Annotated in this window: 19 protein-coding genes; 9 read left to right on the forward strand and 10 right to left on the reverse strand. The window is 67.5% G+C overall.

The genetic code is table 11. The features are described 5' to 3' along the window. Positions 1-58: 58 nt before the first annotated feature. Positions 59-985, forward strand: coding sequence for a PfkB family carbohydrate kinase (locus tag ACLBXO_RS28165; protein WP_447687474.1), 927 nt, complete (start codon positions 59-61; stop codon positions 983-985). On the opposite strand, the gene ACLBXO_RS28170 is transcribed toward ACLBXO_RS28165, so the two are convergent. The 3 genes from ACLBXO_RS28170 to ACLBXO_RS28180 all read right to left on the reverse strand — a co-directional run bounded on the left by ACLBXO_RS28170 (position 973) and on the right by ACLBXO_RS28180 (position 3,201). Next, entirely contained in the window at positions 973-2,097 is a 1,125-nt protein-coding gene (locus ACLBXO_RS28170; protein WP_447687475.1) for a helix-turn-helix transcriptional regulator, read from the reverse strand. The genes ACLBXO_RS28165 and ACLBXO_RS28170 overlap by 13 nt on opposite strands. 231 nt (positions 2,098-2,328) lie before the next feature. Beyond that, a complete protein-coding gene (locus ACLBXO_RS28175; RefSeq protein ID WP_331318884.1) occupies positions 2,329-2,754 on the reverse strand; it encodes a hypothetical protein in 426 nt (141 codons plus the stop codon). 192 nt (positions 2,755-2,946) lie between these two features. Then, the gene (locus ACLBXO_RS28180; protein ID WP_447687476.1) at positions 2,947-3,201 is read right to left on the reverse strand and encodes a hypothetical protein; all 255 of its coding nucleotides are present in this window, start codon (positions 3,199-3,201) and stop codon (positions 2,947-2,949) included. 920 nt (positions 3,202-4,121) lie between these two features. Between ACLBXO_RS28180 and ACLBXO_RS28185 the strand changes: the two genes are divergently transcribed. The 3 genes from ACLBXO_RS28185 (at position 4,122) to ACLBXO_RS28195 (ending at position 5,276) form a co-directional block, all read left to right on the forward strand. Beyond that, positions 4,122-4,253, forward strand: a complete 132-nt coding sequence (locus ACLBXO_RS28185) for a hypothetical protein (RefSeq protein ID WP_331318887.1) — start codon at positions 4,122-4,124, stop codon at positions 4,251-4,253. Positions 4,254-4,643: 390 nt separating this feature from the next. Beyond that, positions 4,644-4,904, forward strand: a complete 261-nt coding sequence (locus ACLBXO_RS28190; RefSeq protein ID WP_331318889.1) for a hypothetical protein — start codon at positions 4,644-4,646, stop codon at positions 4,902-4,904. A gap of 171 nt (positions 4,905-5,075) precedes the next feature. After that, complete coding sequence (locus tag ACLBXO_RS28195) at positions 5,076-5,276, forward strand: hypothetical protein (RefSeq protein WP_331318890.1); 201 nt, start codon at positions 5,076-5,078, stop codon at positions 5,274-5,276. Positions 5,277-5,376: 100 nt separating this feature from the next. Here ACLBXO_RS28195 and ACLBXO_RS28200 read toward each other — a convergent pair whose 3' ends face one another. From ACLBXO_RS28200 to ACLBXO_RS28225, 6 genes are all read right to left on the reverse strand, one after another. After that, positions 5,377-5,775: a response regulator gene (locus ACLBXO_RS28200; protein WP_331318892.1), complete on the reverse strand. Its 399-nt coding sequence runs from the start codon at positions 5,773-5,775 to the stop codon at positions 5,377-5,379. A gap of 301 nt (positions 5,776-6,076) precedes the next feature. After that, a complete protein-coding gene (locus ACLBXO_RS28205) occupies positions 6,077-6,253 on the reverse strand; it encodes a hypothetical protein (RefSeq protein ID WP_331318894.1) in 177 nt (58 codons plus the stop codon). Positions 6,254-6,476: 223 nt separating this feature from the next. Continuing rightward, entirely contained in the window at positions 6,477-7,607 is a 1,131-nt protein-coding gene (gene repC, locus ACLBXO_RS28210) for a replication initiation protein RepC (protein WP_447687477.1), read from the reverse strand. Between the two features lie 181 nt (positions 7,608-7,788). Further along, entirely contained in the window at positions 7,789-8,013 is a 225-nt protein-coding gene (locus tag ACLBXO_RS28215; RefSeq protein ID WP_331318898.1) for a hypothetical protein, read from the reverse strand. A gap of 655 nt (positions 8,014-8,668) precedes the next feature. After that, positions 8,669-9,385 (reverse strand): sigma-70 family RNA polymerase sigma factor, encoded by a 717-nt coding sequence (locus ACLBXO_RS28220; protein ID WP_447687478.1) that lies wholly within the window; start codon positions 9,383-9,385, stop codon positions 8,669-8,671. 755 nt (positions 9,386-10,140) lie between these two features. After that, a complete protein-coding gene (locus tag ACLBXO_RS28225) occupies positions 10,141-10,467 on the reverse strand; it encodes a helix-turn-helix domain-containing protein (RefSeq protein WP_331318900.1) in 327 nt (108 codons plus the stop codon). 365 nt (positions 10,468-10,832) lie between these two features. Here ACLBXO_RS28225 and ACLBXO_RS28230 point away from each other — a divergent pair, with 365 nt between their 5' ends. Genes ACLBXO_RS28230 through ACLBXO_RS28240 form a run of 3 tightly spaced genes read left to right on the forward strand, consistent with a single transcriptional unit; the run spans position 10,833 to position 16,936 of the window. Continuing rightward, positions 10,833-12,596 carry a type I secretion system permease/ATPase gene (locus ACLBXO_RS28230; protein WP_447687479.1) on the forward strand — a complete coding sequence of 588 codons (1,764 nt, stop codon included), beginning with the start codon at positions 10,833-10,835 and terminating at the stop codon, positions 12,594-12,596. A gap of 3 nt (positions 12,597-12,599) precedes the next feature. After that, positions 12,600-13,967, forward strand: coding sequence for an HlyD family type I secretion periplasmic adaptor subunit (locus tag ACLBXO_RS28235; protein WP_447687480.1), 1,368 nt, complete (start codon positions 12,600-12,602; stop codon positions 13,965-13,967). Positions 13,968-14,005: 38 nt separating this feature from the next. Beyond that, the gene (locus tag ACLBXO_RS28240) at positions 14,006-16,936 is read left to right on the forward strand and encodes a hypothetical protein (RefSeq protein WP_447687481.1); all 2,931 of its coding nucleotides are present in this window, start codon (positions 14,006-14,008) and stop codon (positions 16,934-16,936) included. 210 nt (positions 16,937-17,146) lie between these two features. Here the strand turns inward: ACLBXO_RS28240 and ACLBXO_RS28245 are convergent, their stop codons facing one another. Beyond that, positions 17,147-17,626, reverse strand: coding sequence for a sigma factor (locus ACLBXO_RS28245; RefSeq protein WP_447687482.1), 480 nt, complete (start codon positions 17,624-17,626; stop codon positions 17,147-17,149). A 371-nt stretch (positions 17,627-17,997) separates the two neighbouring features. Here ACLBXO_RS28245 and tnpA point away from each other — a divergent pair, with 371 nt between their 5' ends. Further along, on the forward strand, positions 17,998-18,384 hold the full coding sequence (gene tnpA / locus ACLBXO_RS28250) for an IS66-like element accessory protein TnpA (RefSeq protein ID WP_447687483.1): 387 nt from the start codon (positions 17,998-18,000) through the stop codon (positions 18,382-18,384). Positions 18,385-18,410: 26 nt separating this feature from the next. Continuing rightward, positions 18,411-18,555: IS66 family insertion sequence element accessory protein TnpB (gene tnpB, locus ACLBXO_RS28255; protein WP_447687486.1), on the forward strand; the 145-nt coding region annotated here is incomplete at its 3' end.

The following is an 18,555-nucleotide window of genomic DNA, read 5'->3' on the forward strand; positions in this document are numbered from 1 at the left end:
TCGCACTTCTCGCCGCGCCGCGTATTATAACCGACGCGAATCCAGACCCGAGCGCCACATGCAGGTTTTCGTCGTCGGCAGCGTCGTGGTTGCCTGCTCGGTGAAGGTCGCGCAGTTGCCGCTCGCAGGCGAGTCTCTGAGCGCGTCAGCCTTCTTGGCGGAGCCCGGTGGAAAGGGCTTCAACCTCGCGCTCGCGTTGAGCCGGCTCGGGGTCGGGGTGGACGGCATCTTCTGCGTCGGAGAGGACATGTTTGCCTCCGTGATATCCTCGACTTTCTCGAATCACGGATTTTCATCGGAGATGTTGCTGCGCCGCGCGGGCTCAACCGGTGCAGGCGTCGCTTTCATCGACTCTTCTGGCGAGAATTGTCTCGCCGTGAGTCTGGGCGCGAACCGCGCGCTCGCGGCCGCCGATATTCAGGGCCTCGCTCCGCGCTTGCAGCGGTCGGATCTGGTGGCGGCGACCTTCGAGTCACCGGACGACCCGATCGATGCGGCCTTCGCACTCGCACGGCGGAGCGGGATCCGAACGCTTCTCAATCCGTCGCCCTTTCGCCGCATCAGTCCATCGATTCTTTCCAACACGTCGATCCTGGTCGTCAACGCGGTGGAGGCCGCGGAACTCGGTATCGATATGCGCAGCTTCGACTTGGATGCTGTGCGCCCTCCACCCGCGATCGAGCGTCTCCTCGGTGGCGGGCTGGAACTGATCATCGTCACGCTAGGCGACCGCGGCGCTGCAGCATTTCACGCTCAGACGCCGCCGTATCATCAAGCGGCTTTCGAAGTGGCGGCCGTCGATACAGTCGGTGCGGGCGACGCCTTCGCGGCAGGGTTCGTCGCCAGCCTCCTGGCCGGCAAGTCCCTCCGTGCGGCCCTTCGAAGCGCCGCGGCGTGCGGCGCACTCACCACCCTCCAGCTCGGCGCATTCAACAGCTTCCCGACCGCGGCCTCCCTGATGGCGTTCCTCGATCACAAGATCTGAGTGCAGTGCGCCGGGGCGACACGTGCCGTCTCGCGGCTGTTCGTCGCTCCTCCATTGAACGCCGATATCGACGCGATGAGGCTCAGCAGCTCCGCCTGTCGGGTCGTACCCGTCTTGTGAAAGATGGATTTGAGCTGGCTACGCGCGGTGCTGGCCTGAACACCGATGCTTTCAGCATAGAATTGTAATCGCAGACCGCTCGCGAGAGCCCGCAGGAGCCGCGCCTCTGCGGGCGTGAGATCATAGAGGAGATGCAGAAGATCATTGTCGGGCGCGGGCCGTGCCCCGACGCGATTCAGAACGCATTGCATCGCGGACGCGTCGAAAATATCGCTCCTGTTTCTCTCCATTCGACAGATGTAAACGATGAATTGGCGGTGGTCTGCACATGTCCGGACCGGCACGGAGATCGAAGCGCGGCTTCCATCCGAAACGCCTTTGATCGCTTCGCAGAGCGCTTTGCCATTGGCGAATTTTCTGAACAGAAGCTCGATGTTCTGGCCGAGAGACAGTGTTTGCTGTCTGCCGTGGAGACGATCGTTGATCGCGAGGATTCGGCCAGAGCTGGTCATGACAGCGGCCGGGAGGCCGACACGATCCAGCGCGGTCGTCGTGACGCGCGCCCGCTCGCAACCGAACTGAGCGCTCAGATGGCAGGCGCGAACCAGATGCGGCCGCAGGGTGTCGAGGTTGGACAGGATGGAGGTGGCGAAGCGGCCCCGCTCCGCCCGGCGTTCGAGGGTCAGGACCGCGAGATCCCCGGTGGGGAGTTGAATGGCCGTGCCGATTTGCCAGGGCCGCTCACCGTCGCCGTACGGCTCACCGCTGCGGCCAGTCAATACACTCTCGATGTCGGGGACGAATTTACTGGACGCCAGCGAGGGCCACTGCGTGTCGCGCCCGGTATGTGTGTGGGCGAACGGATCGATACTGTCGGCAGATCGGTCCTTCGGCGCGGGTGAAGCGATCCAGCGCGCCGGACCGCCCGGGGACAGCACGGTGAGGACACTGCGATCCGCGTCAGCGTGGGTGCTGAGCCCTTGAACAACGCCCTCCCACAACTTGGGCGTGCCCGCGGCCTCGTAAATGCAGTCGATAAGCGCTTCTAGCACAACGATGCCCCGTCCCTGGAAGCGGCTCTCATTTGATTAGGGCCAATACCAGTCCAAAAGGTACGGTGGCATCATCTAAATGAGTGATGCCGAATTCGAAGAAGCGCTCGAAGACCGGCGGCAGCCGACTCGTGCAGCACCGCCCGGACGCGCAACCGGGAGCAGATGGTCGCCGCGTCGCAGACTGCCCCAATCCAAGGGCCGCCGGATCTCGGCACGTGGACGATGCAGCTAGTGGGGAGCGAAGATCGTCACGTTGCTGTTGATCTGGTAGGCCGCCGTCGGTTTCGTGTTGACCAACCGTAGATAGATCGGGCTCTCGCCCAGTATCGCGCCGAACGCGGGTGTCACCTCGAGCGGGAAGCAGTGTGACAGCACAGCGGATGCCGCCTCCTCGTAGCGACGGCGCGCGTCTTGGTCGCCGACCAGGTGCCGTGCCGTGGTGAGCGGCTTGCCCCGGATGGCACCCGTCTTGTCGAGTCCGAACCGGTAGGCGATCAAAGATCCCTCCGTGCCGGGCGGCACAGTCCAGCAAGCGGCCACCGCCGCGCGGAATTCGGCCCAGTTGTTGACGGGCGCGCGTTGAGATCGCGCCGGCAGGTTGGACAGAACAGAGACGGACGCTGCGAGCAGCAGCGTGGCAAATCGGTTTGCCAAAGGTACCTCCGCGACGCTCCTTCTGTCTCTCGAGCCTTCTCTCTCGACGGCCCCACGGTGTCGTCGAGCGGCCGCAGTTGCGCGTCGCCAGAGGGGCCCATGCCGTCGACCGCGATGCGGCTGCGCGCGAGCCGGGTCAGGATCGCCGTGCCCGGTGTCGCTGTCGTCCGCCACCCACGCGCATCGACCCTCTCATTGACGCGGCACCGGCGCCGGGTTCTGCGGAGACGCGCCCGGTTGTGCGGGTGCCTGCGGGATCGAGTTCTGAGGCGGCGGCGGCGGTTGCTGACCGGTGCGCGCCGGGGCCTGATCGTTCTGCAGGGTCTGGTTCGTCTGTGTCTGGATCTTGTCGGCCGTTTGCTGGCTGATGAGCCCGTAGGAGACTGCAGCGGCGAGCGCGACGGCGATAACGGCTCCGATGATGGTCTTGGTCAGCTTCGGCGGCATCGTTGCGTCCTCCACGATGAAAGGCAGTCCGACAGCGGCTCCCGGTCAGGTGACATAGGCGACAGCCCTGCGTGAGGTAGTTCGAAAGCCCGGATCGCTGACCGCCCGGCTCTGGACCGCGCGGATTGAGCGGATTGAGCGGATTGAGCGGATTGAGCGGATTGAGCGGATTGAGCGGATCAGCCGGAACGAGAGCCGTCGGGCCCGAAGTACCGAAGGCGCCCGAGTAGGGCTGGGCGGTGTCGAAGCCGCGTCCGATCGGGATCTGGACGGCCGAGGAACGGAGCCTCGCCGCGGCGCGCAAGGTGGCGGACAAGTCCGAGCGGTGTTTCCCGCGTCGGCGATCTCGGGAGGCGCCCCCGCCACGGAGGCGCAATGGTCAGAGGCTGTCCAAGATTCTACGTCGTGAATACTCTGGAGTATAGATGGAATCAATCTATCCGCAAGCCTTGGTCGGTCCGCGTGTCCCGATTCCGGACCAGATCACAGTTCATACTCGGTGCGAAGACGAGGTTCATCAGGAACAGGTGCGGCGGCAGGACGACGCGCGTGCCCGCCACCGGTCGGCGCGCCGCCATCTCGCCGCGCGGGCCCATGCTGACGGCAACGCCAAGCTCGACCCATGGCTCTTCATCGGGCCCATCACCGCGGTAGTGCCCATCGCGACCCGACTCGGCATCGCGGCGGATGCCCGGACGCGGAGATCTGAACCGGCAGCATCCTCTGGCCGTTGCGTCGCAGCGTAAGGGAGGGCTGTCGGATACGGCGAGTGGCGCGATGGGTCGCCCACCCAGACCGGCATTGTTCCTGATTTGACGCAGCCACAAGCAATGATTGAAGCAATATAGGTGCAATCCAGCTTGGCCATATGACCGCCTCGGGACAGTCGATCCACGGCTGCACGGATGAGGGAACGATCGATGGCCACCGAGATGATGACCAAGGGCATGACCGTGACCGACCACATCGTGGCTTGGTCGATGCTGACCGGCTTGGCGCTGGCCGTGCTGCAGTTCGCCCTGACGGCGGCGCTGCCGACGCACTTCGTGTGAGCCGCCGAGAGCCATCCGGGCTGCGACGGGCGGCAGGCCGGCAGCGTGGCGCTGCGAGGTCTGGTGACCGTGGTGTTCGCGGTGGCCGCCGGCATGAACTTCGCCGCTGTGCCGTTCGTGGTCGAGGGCTTCCGCTCCTGCGGCTCCGAGCGGCGGACCGTCGGCTCGAGCCCGAGCGGAGCGACAGCGACCGGCGTGACGGGCTCTCGACCGCTGCGGCTCGGTGTCAAGGACTCGGTTTTGGTTCCCGGGCGTCGATCAATCGGCGGCGATGGTCACGCATGTCTGCCGTGCCGGCGCGGGTGTGGCGGCCATCGCGAACGGCCAGTAAGCCGTCCAGCCCTACCGGCGACGCGGTGTATGCGCCGGCCTTGGCCCATCGGGATCCCCATGAGACAGTTGCTCGCGTTCACCGTGGCCGTCGTCGTGTGCGCGGGACCCGCGCTCGCCCTGGCCGACCAGCCCGCGCGAGACTGTGACCGTGACCCCGAGACGACGGGTGCATTAGCCGGTGATCCCCGCAGTCTGTACCTGCCCGGCCAGCGACCGGTGAAGGTCGACCAGGACCCGCCGGAGGCCAGCTGGCAGGACGAGGCCAGAGAGACCTCTGAGCAGCGCAGGCGCGATCTCCTCGCCTGCGGCGTGGACTGAGTCCGGAGGGCGATCATCCTCGCTGAAGGGTCGGGCGGGTCGGCCTGGGACATCGTCGGTTCCTGGCCGGCGACAATCCCCTAACCGAACCCGGGAATGCTGCTGGCGGGCCGCGTCGCGTGTCGATCAGGTCGGCGGTCCGATCGGCCGGAGCTCGTGGGGCGTGCACGCATGACGAACGAGCCAGTCCAGAAGCTCTCGGACGCGGAACTCGACCGTCTGGCGCGTGAGCTGTTCGCCGAGGTCCGCGGCGAGTACTCGGAAGCGAAGGTGGAACGGGCCCTCAAGACTGCCGGTGAGGTGGCTGGCGAGCTTCTGCCCGGAATACCGGACTGGATGCTGGACGGCGACGACGCCGGCGCCGGGGGATGACGCGTTTCGTCGTCGAAGGCACGAGTTCGCGGGCCAGTGGCAGGGCGCGGAGCCGTACGCTCGGTCCGGCCGTTTCGGCGTCGGAAATGGCTGCGCACCTTCAATCCGGCATGGATCCTATGCCTCGCGCCGCGAGCACAGCGCGCAATGCATCGGCCAGCCCCTCCGGTGTGAACGGCTTGCGCAGGTAGCGAGCGCCCATCGGCATCTGTTCCTCCGCCGGCCATGCCACACCCGACACGATCAGGATCGCCAATTCCGGCCAGCGGGCCGCGACGGCTTTGGCCAGGGTGAAGCCACTCAAGGGCTCGCCGGCCAAGTCCACATCGGCGACCATGGCCACAAGTTCGGGGCGAGAAGCCAGATGGGCCTGGGCGGCTTGAACAGTGGCAGCCTCCGCGACCTCGTAGCCCACGTCACGGAGGGCTGCAGCCGCTTCCATGAGTTGCACGGGATTATCCTCGACAATCATCACAGCGAGTCGCGGGGCGTCGGCCATCCTGGATCTCCACACTTCGGCGCCGCAGTAACGCAGCCGGCCCCGATTGCGTCTCACCCCGACTGCCCGCCGCGGCGGGCGAGTCCAGATCCGGCCGGATGACGCCTCGAGACCGGCTGCGCCTGGCGTGCCGTGGGGCCCGCTCGGCCTCCTGGTGGAACGGCGGGGCAAGCGCAGCCGCAGCCTGTCCCCACTCGAGGAGACCGGGATTGCCCTACCGGCAGCCGATCCATCCGTCGCCTCGATAACCCCGACGTGTCTGGATCCGGTCAGACCGGCCGTTCGGGTGATTGTCGGTGCGCTAGACCCGGATCTCCTCGATCGCGAGGCCGCCGGCCCGGAGATGGTCGGGAATGTCGGAATGATCGTAGTATCCCGCCTCGTGCGCCATGGCGTCGAGGGCAGCGAGCGGGTCCGAGGCCGAGCCAGTCCAGAGGATGGCGCCCGTCACCTCGTGCCGGATCTGAAACACCTTCACCGCAAGCCTCCCATGTTCAAGGGTCGCGCAAGCGTAGCGTGAGCGCGCGGATGCGCGGTCTACCTACATCGGTCAGCATCCGGTTGCCGGATTCGCGACTCTGCGTGGTGTCTCTGTCGGGCTTCGCGATGGGGGCGATCGCGTTCTCCGGCAGGACGCGATGCGCCAGTCCTGTTGTCCGGCCGGACCACCTCACCCCGCGCATCGATCTGAGACCCTGAGGTCACGTCATCTTCCGGCGACGCATCGCCATGAGCTCCGCTTCGAGTCCGTAGCGACCGTCGGAACACAGGCGGACGAGCTGCCTGAAGTACCCGCCAGGGTTCTTGATGCGGACCTCGCCCCGGCGCACGTCGTCGTCGTGGAGCTGCGCGACGATCAACACGAGCACTGAGGCCCGGAACGGACCGAGGGTCTCGCAGGCCTCGCTCCAGGCAGACGGATGTGCGCCGATCCCACCCCGGATCAGGCGGCCGATCTCGATGACATCCGCTTCCGTCCTGAGTTTAACGCCGAATTCAGCCGCGACCGGGCAAGCAGCCGCGACGAGTGACGGTTCGGGCATACGGATCGGCCCAGGCTCCGTCTCGGGAGCCTTTGCACAAGTATCGGTAGGAGATCCGGTGTTTTGTTCTATGTGACAGCAGGAATTGCCGGCAGAGGCGGCTTGGAAAAAGCGTTCCTCCGCCATAACCTGTAGTTCTCCCCAGCCTGCCAGGACGAGTTCAGGATCGGCGCTGGGCGAGCGCCTCCTCGGCGTGCTGCGCTCCAAAGCCTCCCGCGCGGCGAGCAGGTCGGCCGCGTCCGTCCTCGGGAACCGAGTGAGAAGGGCATTGAGGGCTTCTGCCACTGCGCGCCGACGGACAGTCAGGAGATCGAAGGCGCGGCGTCGCTGCGCGTCCCTGGCGGTCGCGTCCAGGATCGCGCTCGTCCATTCGCCCATCCGGGCGACGATGGGTGTCAGGTCGAAGCCGTAAGCGTCGATGATCGCGCCGCCCGGTCCACGGAGGGCGAAGCGCTTGCCGTTGGCGCTGTCCCGCGGTGTGATGACCTCGAGGGCCACGAGGTCGCGCAGACCGTAGCGAAGCGCGCGCTCCGACAATCCGGTCATCCCGCACAGGTGCTCGTTCGAGGGCCACACCACTAGTCGCTCCCACTGCTGCTCGCCCCACACGGCGCAAAGCGCCGACAGGATGGAGCGCAGCGCGGGACGCAGGCGCAGCGCCTTGGCCGCTTCCCGACCGGCTGCCGAGAGTTCCCTGCGCGAGATCGTCCGCCCGTCATCGAGCGCACGCCTCCGACCGGCGAGCGCGGCGCGCGTGAGCGGCCGGCCACCGGAACTGATTGTCTCCACCTCGTCTGCCTCCTCTCGAGAGGCAAAGCGGGACCGTTCACCCCGAAGGGTGTTCTTGACGACGGCCTGGGGGAGGGGGCATAAAGGGGGTGCGAATCGCCTGTCGCGCCCCATCCCAGGGTATGTCAGGTCCGAAGGCCTCGAGGTTCCCGCCTCGGGGCCTTCTGCTTTGCCCGTTACGTCATGCCGACTTCTCCTCGAAGGCAGACGCGAGCGCCCACTCGATCGCCTCGGTGCGGCTCTTGAACCGACCGTTCTGGATCGCTTGGTCGATGACGGCCTTGACCGACGGCTTGAGCCACACGTTCTGCTGGGTCATGCCCTTCTGTTTGAGAGCCTCCCTGCGACGTGACTGACGGCGAATATCCGCCGCTTTCAGCTCTGCCAGCCGTTCCTCTGCGGTCATCGGTCCCCGCCCGATTCTGCCAACGTGACTGTTCATGTGGACCGATTCTACAAATCGAGTCCAGCCGCGGTCGGGATTCGTGCGGGGATGGGCGATTTTGTTAAGGGCGACCTGCTCCGCGCCGCCGCCGAGGTTCGGTGACGGCCATCGCGATGACGGGCTTCGCAACCGTGAGGCCTCGTCGCGCCACTCGTCGCGTGGCCTGACCGGCGCGCAGAGGCGGGCCGTCCGCCGAGCCTCCCGGGATGATCGACGGTTCGGCCCGGAACGCGCCGGCCCCGAAACTCGCCGCGTGTCGACCATCCGATCGCCGGTGATCCATCGACCGCCGCGCCCGCGCATTCGCGGTCGCAGCCCCGTGGCCGGCTCGTGCGATCCGACGCGAGACAGGGGAGGGGGGCTGCGCGCGAAGATCGGCGCTCGCGATGGAGCCGCGAAGGCTGGCCCGAGGTTCGCGGGCACCGCACTTACCCGACCGGTCGGGCCGCCCGACTAAAGGTGTCGGGCATCGCGACTCGACCGTGGCCGGGAGACCGATCCCGATCCATCGTCGACAGGGACGCGCCCGGTGGCGGAGCGCGCGGGCGGGCCACGGTGTCGCGCGCGCCGGCGGCACTCGGATCGGGCCGATGCGCACTCGCTCGGCACGAAGCTCTCAGGCGAGATGCGCGACGAGCAAGGCGCGGGCGCGGCTCACCCGGCTCTTCACGGTTCCGGTCTGACAGCCCATCACCTCCGCGGCCGCCTCGTAAGTCAGGCCCTGGGCTCCCACGAGCAACAGGGCCTCGCGCTGCAGCTCCGGCAGCTTGCCGATGTGGGACCAGACGATCTGGAGATCGGACCCGTGCTCCTGGGCTGCGGGCGCGGTGAGCTGCGCCGCCGCAGCCCCGTTCACATCCTCGGTCTCGCGCTTTCGCTTGCGGCACTCGGTGTAGAACTGATTGCGCAGGATGGTGCAGAGCCACGCCTTCAGGTTCGAGCCGGGTATGAACAGGTCCTGCCGCGCCCAGGCGCGGAGCACGGTCTCCTGAACCAAGTCGTCGGCGCGCGAGGCGTCTCCGACGAGCGAGAGGGCGAAGGCGCGCAGGCCAGGGAGTGTCTCGGTCAGGCCATCGCGAAAAGCGGCGGCATAGTCCCGACGCGGCCCCTCCAGCAGCGCGTCGAGCTGGGCGACGAGGTCCAGCAGACGCGGCGGCGTCTGTGCCCGTGTCACGGCCTCATAGGCGGCGCGCAGCTGCAGGCCGAGATGATCCCGCACGCCGGCCGGGAGAATGGCCAGTTCCGGCGGGCCCTGCCGGCTCGGCCGGCCGGGACCGCCGTCTTCAGCTACCAACGCGTCCGTCAAGTCACGTCCTTTCAGAGCGCTCGCCACACATCCGGGCTCCGCCCGCCATGGATCCCGCCGGACGAAGCGACCATCCGCAGCGGGTCGTCCGGCAGGAACGCCCGAATGCACGCATCGTCGAACAGCCAGCCATCGGGATAGGACCGGCAATCTGACTGTACAGTGAACATCTAACCCCGCAACCCGGGGATCGTTCTCCGCCGCCTGCGCGTTGGGCCTCGCTTCGGTCCGTGAGGAGGAGGTGTGATGATGCGAGCAGGAAACGAAGATCTTCACGCGCGACGGCTTGAACGGTGATGTTGTCTGAGCACGAGCGACGATCATCGAATCGCGATGCACGAGAAGCGACGTCGAAAGAGCAGAGTTATCGCCGTGAGACTGCGAGATGGATGCGCGGGGCCGCTGTTGCCCGCTGAATGAGGAACTGTTGGGCAGCGTCGATGCCGCAGAATGTTAAATATTGGATCACAGACAGGCCGGACGGTCGGTTCGATGTTGTCGTGAAGCTCGATTCGGGAAAAATATTCCGGCGCACCGGATGTATCTCACGTATCGAAGCGGATACATGGATCGAGGGCTTGAGAGTGCTGATGGCAGCGATCGGCGCGCCCGTATCGGCGGCTGACGCGACATCTGACGACGCACCGTCCCTCGGGCCGCAGCCGATGCACGGTGCGGGTCACTCGACGTCGTGAGGCCGCCTCCACGGCCGTCTCCCGGCCGGGATCCGTCTCGACGGCCGTCCCGATCACGCCATCCTGAAACCTGGGATCGTCGACGACCTATGCCTCGTCGGGTCCAGTCTTCGCTGCCAGATCGTTGAACAGGATGTCGTGGGTTATCGGGTCGTAGAAGCGCATCACGTTGCGAACGAACGCCCTCGGCTCGATCGCCAGCGCCTCGGCCCACGCGCGGTACCGGTCCGGAGGGATGCGTCCGCGACCGGTCTCCAGCTGCGAGATGAAGGTGTAGTATTCCGCACCGACGAGAGCGGCGAGCTGTCGTTGCGACAGGCCGCGTGCCTCGCGCAGTTCCTTCAGGTAACGCCCCCCTTCCCGACGCAGCTCCAGCACCTCCTCCGAGTCCAGGCGTTGCTGATGGGCATACACGGGGCTTCACCTTCCTGCCGCACAACGCCGCTCCGGGCGGGGCTTATACAGCAAAGACCATATAGCCGGTGCGGGACCGCGCTGTCCAGACACGCGCCGACGACCCTCACCCCCCGGCGAGGTCAGATGCTTGGCAGGTCTCCGAATGGCGCTATCATCATCGTGTCTGGAACGATTTGAAGAATGGCACCGAATGCCGCAATGCCGGTCCGTGTCTCCGGTTGGCGGCCCATGAATGTCGAGAATCAGACACACGTTCCAGGCTCGATAGTCTGTGCACCCGCCGGTCGGGGACGCACGCAGCCCGGGGATCTGAGCCGACGGGAGTCGCCCATGGCGCCGATCGATCGCAGGAAGAGAGCAGTATGGGCGATCATTCGTTGCACTCGGCATTGACCCTCGGCCTGCGCTCGCTCCGGCCGATCCTGGCGACCGCCGTCGTGTTCGGGCTCTTCATCAATCTGCTGCTGTTCGTCAGCCCGCTGTACATGCTCCAGATCTACGACCGCGTGATCCCGAGCCGGAGCGAGACCACCCTGGCGGGGATCACGGTGATCGCGGCGTTCGGCCTGGCGGTCTACGCGATCCTGGAGATGCTGCGCGCCCGCCTGCTGGTGCGCGGCGGTGTGGTGTTCGATCAGAAGATCGCCACGCCGATCTTCGAGGTCGCCCATCGCGGCACGCTGCTCCGGCCGGGCGCGCAGCACGACACCGCGTTGCGCGACGTGGACGTCCTGCGGGAGTTCCTGACCGGCAGCGGCATGCTGGCATTCTGCGATCTGCCCTGGATACCGATCTTCCTGCTGGCCTGCTTCATCCTGCATCCCTGGTTCGGATGGATGGCGCTCGTTGGCGGCGGCACGATACTCGGCCTCACGCTGCTCAACGAGGTCGCGACACGGCGGACGCTCGACGCCGCGAGCCAGGCGTCGCGGGAAGCAGGACAGCGTGCCGCCACGGCCTTTCGCAACGGGGAGGTGCTGCAGGCCATGGGCATGGTCGCGTCCATGCGCGGGCTCTGGGGACAGCGCCACGACGACGTCCTGCGCCTCCAGGCGCGCGCGAGCGATCGGGCCGGCCTGATCGTTGCGGCGACGAAATTCGTCCGCATGCTGCTGCAGACCCTGGTCCTGGGCATCGGCGCGTATCTGGCCATTCACCGCGAGATCTCGGCCGGGTCGATGATCGCCGCCTCCATCATCATCGGCCGCACGCTGGCGCCGATCGAGGCCGTCGTCGGCAACTGGAAGGGCTTCACGGCGGCCCGGGCGAGCTATCGGCGCTTGGCCGATCTCGTCGCCGGCGCCGGCTCGGAGACGCATCGCCTCGTATTGCCGCGGCCGCGCGGCCCCATCGAGGCCGAGTCCATCTCGGTGGCCGCTCCCGGAGCGTCGCGAGCCATCCTCAAGGCCGTGAGCTTCCGGCTCGAACCCGGCAGCATCGTCGGGATCATCGGCCCGAGTGGCGCCGGCAAATCGACGCTCGTGCGCGCGCTCACCGGCGTCTGGCCCTTGCTGGAAGGCGCGGTGCGCATCGACGGTTCGGACCTGCGCCACTGGGACAAGGCCCAGCTCGGGCAGCATGTCGGTTACCTGCCCCAGGACGTCGAGCTCTTCGACGGGACCGTCGCACAGAACATCGCGCGCTTCGCCGCCTTGGACGACGCACGCGTCATCGAGGTTGCCCGAAGGGCGGGCTGCCACGAGCTGATCCAGTCTTTTCCGGAGGGATACAACACGGTGATCGGGCGGGGGGGACACGGGCTGTCCGGCGGCCAGCGGCAGCGCATCGCTCTGGCCCGGGCCCTCTACGGCGAGCCGAGCCTGATCGTTCTCGACGAGCCGAACGCGAGTCTCGACCAGCCCGGCGAAGCGGCGCTGATGCGCGTCGTCGCGGACCTGAAGCAGTCCGGGGCGACGGTGGTAATGGTGACCCACAAGGTGAGCCTGCTGGAGGAGGCCGACCGTATCCTGCTCATGAGCGAGGGCCGCGTGCAGCTCTCCGGGACGCCCGAGCAAGTCCTCGCCCACATCACCGGCCAGAGGCCGGTCCCGACGCTGGTGCCGACCGTCGGCCTCGCGGCGTCCCAGAACCGCCAGGGTTCCGACGGGCAGCGGAGCGCGGGGTAAGCGATGACCGTCCCGCGCCACGCGATCTCGAACCCGTCATTCGTGCGTCGATTGCCCGATGAGCAACGGCCGGCCAGGGCCTCCGACCTGACGAACTGGCGCTCGTACGCCGTCGCAGGCTACGCGGTCATCTTCGCGACCTTCGGAGTTGTGGGCACCTGGGCCACGTTCGCGCGCCTCGACCGTGCGGTCATCAGTCCCGGAGTGGTGGTGGCTGAAGGCAGCCGCAAGGTCGTGCAGCACCTCGAAGGTGGCATCGTTCAGGAGGTAATGGTCCGGGATGGGCAGGCGGTCCGCGCGGGGGACGTCCTGCTTCGCATCGATCCCGTGCAAGCGCGGGCCAGCAACGATCTCCTCCGCGGCCAGCTCGACGCGGCCCTGATCCTCGAGGCCCGCTTGCGCGCGGAGCAGAGCCAGACGCAGGAGCTGCTTCTGCCGCCCGACATCGCGGCGCGCCACGCTGAGCCAGCCGTCGCCGGCATGATCGACGATCAAGCCAGCCAGTTGTCGGAGCGACGCGCCTCGTTCCAGGCGCAGCTCGCCCTCATCCAGGCGCGCGTCACGCAGCTGAAGACCGAGATTTCCGGGCTGGCGGTCGAGAAGGCGTCAGTCGAGCAGCAAGTGGCCCTGATCCAGCAGGAACTGGAGGGCCTGCGCGGTCTGCGAGAGAAGAACCTCATCCCGCTCTCGCGTGTCCTGATGATGGAGCGCGAGCACGCGCGCCTGGAAGGCGTGATCGGGCGGTCCGTGGCGGAGACCGCCAAGGCGCAGAACGGCATCAACGAGGCGTGGATGCAGACCGCGCAACTCAAGCAGAAGCTGCAAGAGACCTTGACCGCGCAACTATTGGACACGCGCCAGAAGATCGCGGAACTGCGCGAGAAGCTCGTCATGGCCCAGGACGTTCTCCGTCGGCACGAGGTCCGGGCCTCACATCAGGGTGTCGTCCAGGGATTGAAGGTTTACACGATCGGGCAGGTGGTCCGCTCGGGCGAACCGCTGATGGAGATCGTGCCGACGAACGACCGGCTGGTGATCAGCGTTCAATTCGCGCCGAACGACCTCGAGGCGGTTCATGCCGGGATGCGCGCCGAGGTGAAGTTTCCGGCATTTCAGACGCGCCGCACAGCGGCGGTCTTCGGGACGCTGACGACGGTGTCCCGCGACCGCCTCATCGACGATGCTACGAAGCAGGCTTACTTCGCCGGGACCGTTGAGATCGACGACCAGCACCTCCCGGACGACATACGACCACGCCTCCTGGCGGGCCTACCGGCCGAGGTCGTCGTCTCGGCCGGCGAGCGCACGGCGCTCGACTATCTGGTCGCGCCGTTTTTCGATGCTCTGGGACGCGGTTTCCATGAACGATAGATCCTGCAGCCCCGTCGTAGGGCGGAGGTGAGGTCCCGATGGGCGCGGTCATCTCGTTTTTCCGACCCGCGGCGACGTGCCAAGGCGGTTGGTCGCAGCAGGAACTCGCGGAATTCTACCGCGTCGAGGCCGCGCTGCTGCGAGCCGGCCTGCAGATCGGCAGTGAGCAGGGCCTGAGCGACGAGGCAGACCCCTGGTTCGTCTTCTGCCGGCCGGATGGCGACGCCATCATGCATTTCGCCAGGATCGACGGCAGCTACGTCATCGCGTCCGAAGTCCTGGACAGCCCGATGCGGGGCAGCGATTTCCGCGCCCTCATCGACCAGATCGCCCGGCGCTATCCCGAGCTTCTGCCGATCCCGCAGAGCGCCGGCGGGACGAAGCTCTCGGTCCACCCGGCCGCGCTGCTCGCGGCCCTCGTCGCGGCCGCGGCTCTCAGTCTGTCGCCCGACGACGCCCGTGCGGACGATGCGGAGCGAATGGCCGACGACGCGTCGCGGGCGCCTCACGCCGGCCCGACGCATCCGGACGGGCCGACAGAGGGACGCGACTCTAGCGATCCCGACGAGCGCGACGGTCACCGTAAGCAGGTCGGACTGATCGTATTCTCGGCCATGGTCTTCGCCGCGGATGCCTTCGCCGACCACCCCGCACAGGGTGCCGAGGCGAGATCATCTTTCGGCGCACCGGGAGGCATCACTGCCGTCCCGGGCGATCAGGTCGGCCTGTCGACGGCAACCGGCGGCGCGGTCAACCCGGCCCAGGCGGGTGGACCGCCCATTGCCGATCCTCACGAAGCCCCGTCGAGCGGCGCATCCGGTCCCGCAACGGGCGGACCGACCGCGGTCGCTTCCTCCCGCCCTGAGGCTGCCGATCTCGGCGTCATCGGCTTCAGAGATCCGGCCGTTGCTCAAGGGCCGGCTCGCGCATGCGCGGATCCGGCTTCTCAGCCTCTGGTGCGCGGCGCGGACGCGGGTGCAGGCCACGCGGCGGGCTCATCATCGTCTCCGGATGGCGGATCGGACGGAAGCGCGGCGACGACGGGAGACGCGGCAGCGCGGGAACAGTCGCCCCCATCGTCGAGCGCGACCGGTGAGGCTGCGCTGGCTTCGACCGTGATCCCGACGAGTGGGCACACGCTGACCGAAGCTCCGCCAGCCGCGGTCAGCGCCCTCGGCCCCGTGGCGCCGACCGAGTTGAGACACGCACCGATCTCGACGCCTGACGAGCGCTCAGGAAGCCCGGAGAGCGGATTGCGAGCGGGTGCCCTTCCAGACGCGAGGGAACGGCACGACGCGGGCACCGTTGCGGACGCGCCAAGCGTAGGCACAGGCGCATCCGAACGGGATCAGCACGGCGCGGACAGCTCCGTCGCGGCTGCGCTCACTGACCTGCGTCCATCGGCGGGCATCGCGCAGGTCCGGAAGGACGCGATCGATCAAGGCGGTGGTCAGACGGATGAGGGGCTCGGCCGGAGCGCCGACGCCCCGGGCCATCTCAAGGAGGCGGCAGCCGCGCACCAGGAGACGGACAGTCGCGGCGCCGCCGGCAACGCGAACTCAGGTCAAGCATCGGGGATCGCGCAGACCCAGCCAGGATCTGCGGAGAGAGTCCAGGCACCGCTTAGCGAGGGCCGCGGCCGGAGCGCCGAGGCGCCGGGACATCTCGGTGACGCGCGATCTGGTCAGCCGGAACCGAATGGTCACGACGCACAAGACAGCGTGCGCGTCGTTCCTGCGACGAGCGGCGACCAGACCCGGGCCAGCAGTGCGGATCCGCGACCCGCGCCGGCTGACGAGGGCCCCGGCGGGAGCGCCGAGGCATCGGCGCATGTCCAGACCGCGGGACCGTCCAATCGGGACGCGCACGGTCAGAGCGCGGGCATCGACGCGGATCCGGCACAGCCGTCAGCTCGCGCGCACGGGCGGGCAAACGGCACAGATGCCGGTGACGTGCAGGCCAACGACAGTTCCGGAGGTGATGCCCCGGCGCCGAGTCATCCTCAGGACACTGCATCGCACATGCAGGGTGCTGGCAATCATGGCGCGGACATCGAGGCGGACACTGCTCCGCCATCGACGGCTGCCGATCCCGGTCACACGCAGACCGGCGAGGCGCCCGGGCGGAGCGCCGAGGCGCCAGGGCATCTCCAGGATACGGCACCGCGGGCACAGGCTGCAGGCGGTCACGGCACGGCCGACAGCGTGGATCCTGCGCCGGGGTCGACGCATGCGCAGGCGCAGGTGACGGCCGCCGAGCCCGATCACGCGCAGGCCCGCGAGGCCCCCGGGCGAGGCGCCGAAGCACCGGGGCATCTCCAGGACACCGCACCGCAGGCGCAGGGTGCCGGGGGTCACGGCACGGCCGACAACGCGGATCCTGCGCCGGGGTCGACGCATGCGCAGGCGCCGGTGACGACCGGCTATTCGGATAACGCGCAGGCCAGCGAAACACCTGGACGGAGCTCCGAGGTACCAGGTCCTCTCCACGAGACCGGACCGCAGCAGCAGAATTCGGACGGCCGCGGTACCGCGACCGGAACGAACTCAGGCATCGCGCCGAGCGCAGCGCACGGGCAAACGGCCGACTCGGCTTCCGCTCAACCGCATCCCGACGTTGGCCCGCACGATGCAGCGCCGGACAATGCCAGTGCGGCCGCAAACGTCAGCCCCCCGGCGGGTCCCGAGCAGGCGATCGCGCGGCAAGGCTCAGGAGGCTCGACCGACATGGGCCGCGATAATCCACCGTCAGCCGAGCAGATCTCCCGAGCGCACGGCGGTGATCCGAGCTCGCAACCGCCTGCGAGCATCGCTCCGAGCGGTGAGATCGTCTTTGCGACCGACCATAAATCCGGCCCTGTCGCCGGACCGAGCCCCGCTGTCACCGACCACGGCATCCACGGAGACGTCGGCGTGATCGGGATTTCAGATCATGGCAGCGGAGCGCACCTATTTGACCACCACGCCTGAGTAAAAAGACGATCTTCCGCGAATGCCGCGAGACACTGCGTGCTCTAGCGGGTGCTGGACGACAGCGTTCGATCCGGATCGAGCCGATCGAGGCTCGATCGGATGCCGACGCCAGCGCTTCGAGACTCACGACGTGATGCTGTCTTCGCGCATCGGCGTCGGCCTGCCCCAGACGCCTCCGGTCAGAGGTTGCGCTCGCGACCCCTCCAACTATGAACCATCATCCTCTGACGGTTCAGGATCGATGCGATTTCTCACGGAAGAAGCGACGCCGATGCCGATCGCGTCACTAGTCTCGCCCCTGTGTGAAGAGCAACTGCTCCGCATGATCGTGAATGCCCAAGCTCTGAGATCGACGGAAGGGCGAAACCGATCCTGATCCAGCCAAATCCTGATCAGCGTTTCCTGTACCAAGTCCTCAGCGCCTCGCGCCGTCGTCGTCATCGATCCTGCAATCTGCCTCAGGTCGGGAAGTAATCGCAGAACAGCCGCCTGAAATTGGTCTGATTCGAGTGCCGGCCCCTGTTCAGTCTCCGAACAATGATCGGGCGCGCGCCGAGAACGCAGATCGGTTCCTGCGAGATCCGTCGGTACTGACGAAGCATCTGGACAGCGATCCGCCTTGAGGCCCCGCGTTCGGCCGTTCTCGGTGAAGCCCGCCCGAGACCGTGGGTCCGGATGGTACGGCATGCGATGTTCGATCCCGCCATGGCCAGAAGCTTGTACAGCGGCATCATAATAGAGGTTTGCTGTACAGCCTCAAGGCCGCGGTTTTGGGCGTGATGCGGCCGTTCCGGGCTGATCGGTATTGACGCGGATTGGCGGTCGACACGGCCCGCTTTGTCGATGAGGCTTCGGGCAGCTCAGAGACCAGGATTGTTCATGATCCGCGCGCAGCGAGGAGGACACCCCAACAGCGAGGCCCGATCGTAAGCGATGTTCCGACCCCATCTTCTGTGGGGCAACCTGACCGGGCAGTTTGACGATCCGAACGAGAGGATCGTTTTGTGTCTCGACTTGACCGTAGACTTGAGCCGGAGGGGGCGGTCCGGCGTTTCGAGGTGATTGACGGCGCGGTTGGCCGCAGGCGCTGGAGCGCCGACGACCGGGCGCGGATCCTGGAAGAGACGTTCGTTCCGGGCACGGTGGTGTCGGTGGTGGCCCGCCGCCACGGGTTGACCCCGCAGCAGCTGTTCACGTGGCGACGCGAGGCGCGCCAGGCCGCCGCGGCGCTGCCGGCTTTCGTGCCGGCGGTGACCGCACCCGAGCCCACGGCGGTGGAACCCGCCCGGGCGGAGCCGCCACGCCGGCGCATCAGACGATCCTCATCGCGCCGCCGCGCGGTGGGGATCGAGGTGGAGGCAGGCGGCATCACGGTGCGGATCGGCGACGGCGCCTCGCTCGCCATCATCGCGGCTGTGATCGGTGCGCTGAAGGGCGGCGCGTGATCGGGCCGGCGGGCGCGGTCCGCGTCATGGTGGCGACCCGGCCGGTGGACTTCCGCAAGGGCGCGGACGGCCTGGCGGCGCTGGTGCGCGAGAGCCTGGGCGCCGACCCGTTCAGCGGGGCGATCTACGTCTTCCGGGCGCGGCGCGCCGATCGGGTCAAGCTCGTCTACT

This window comes from Methylobacterium sp. C33D (assembly GCF_053345825.1).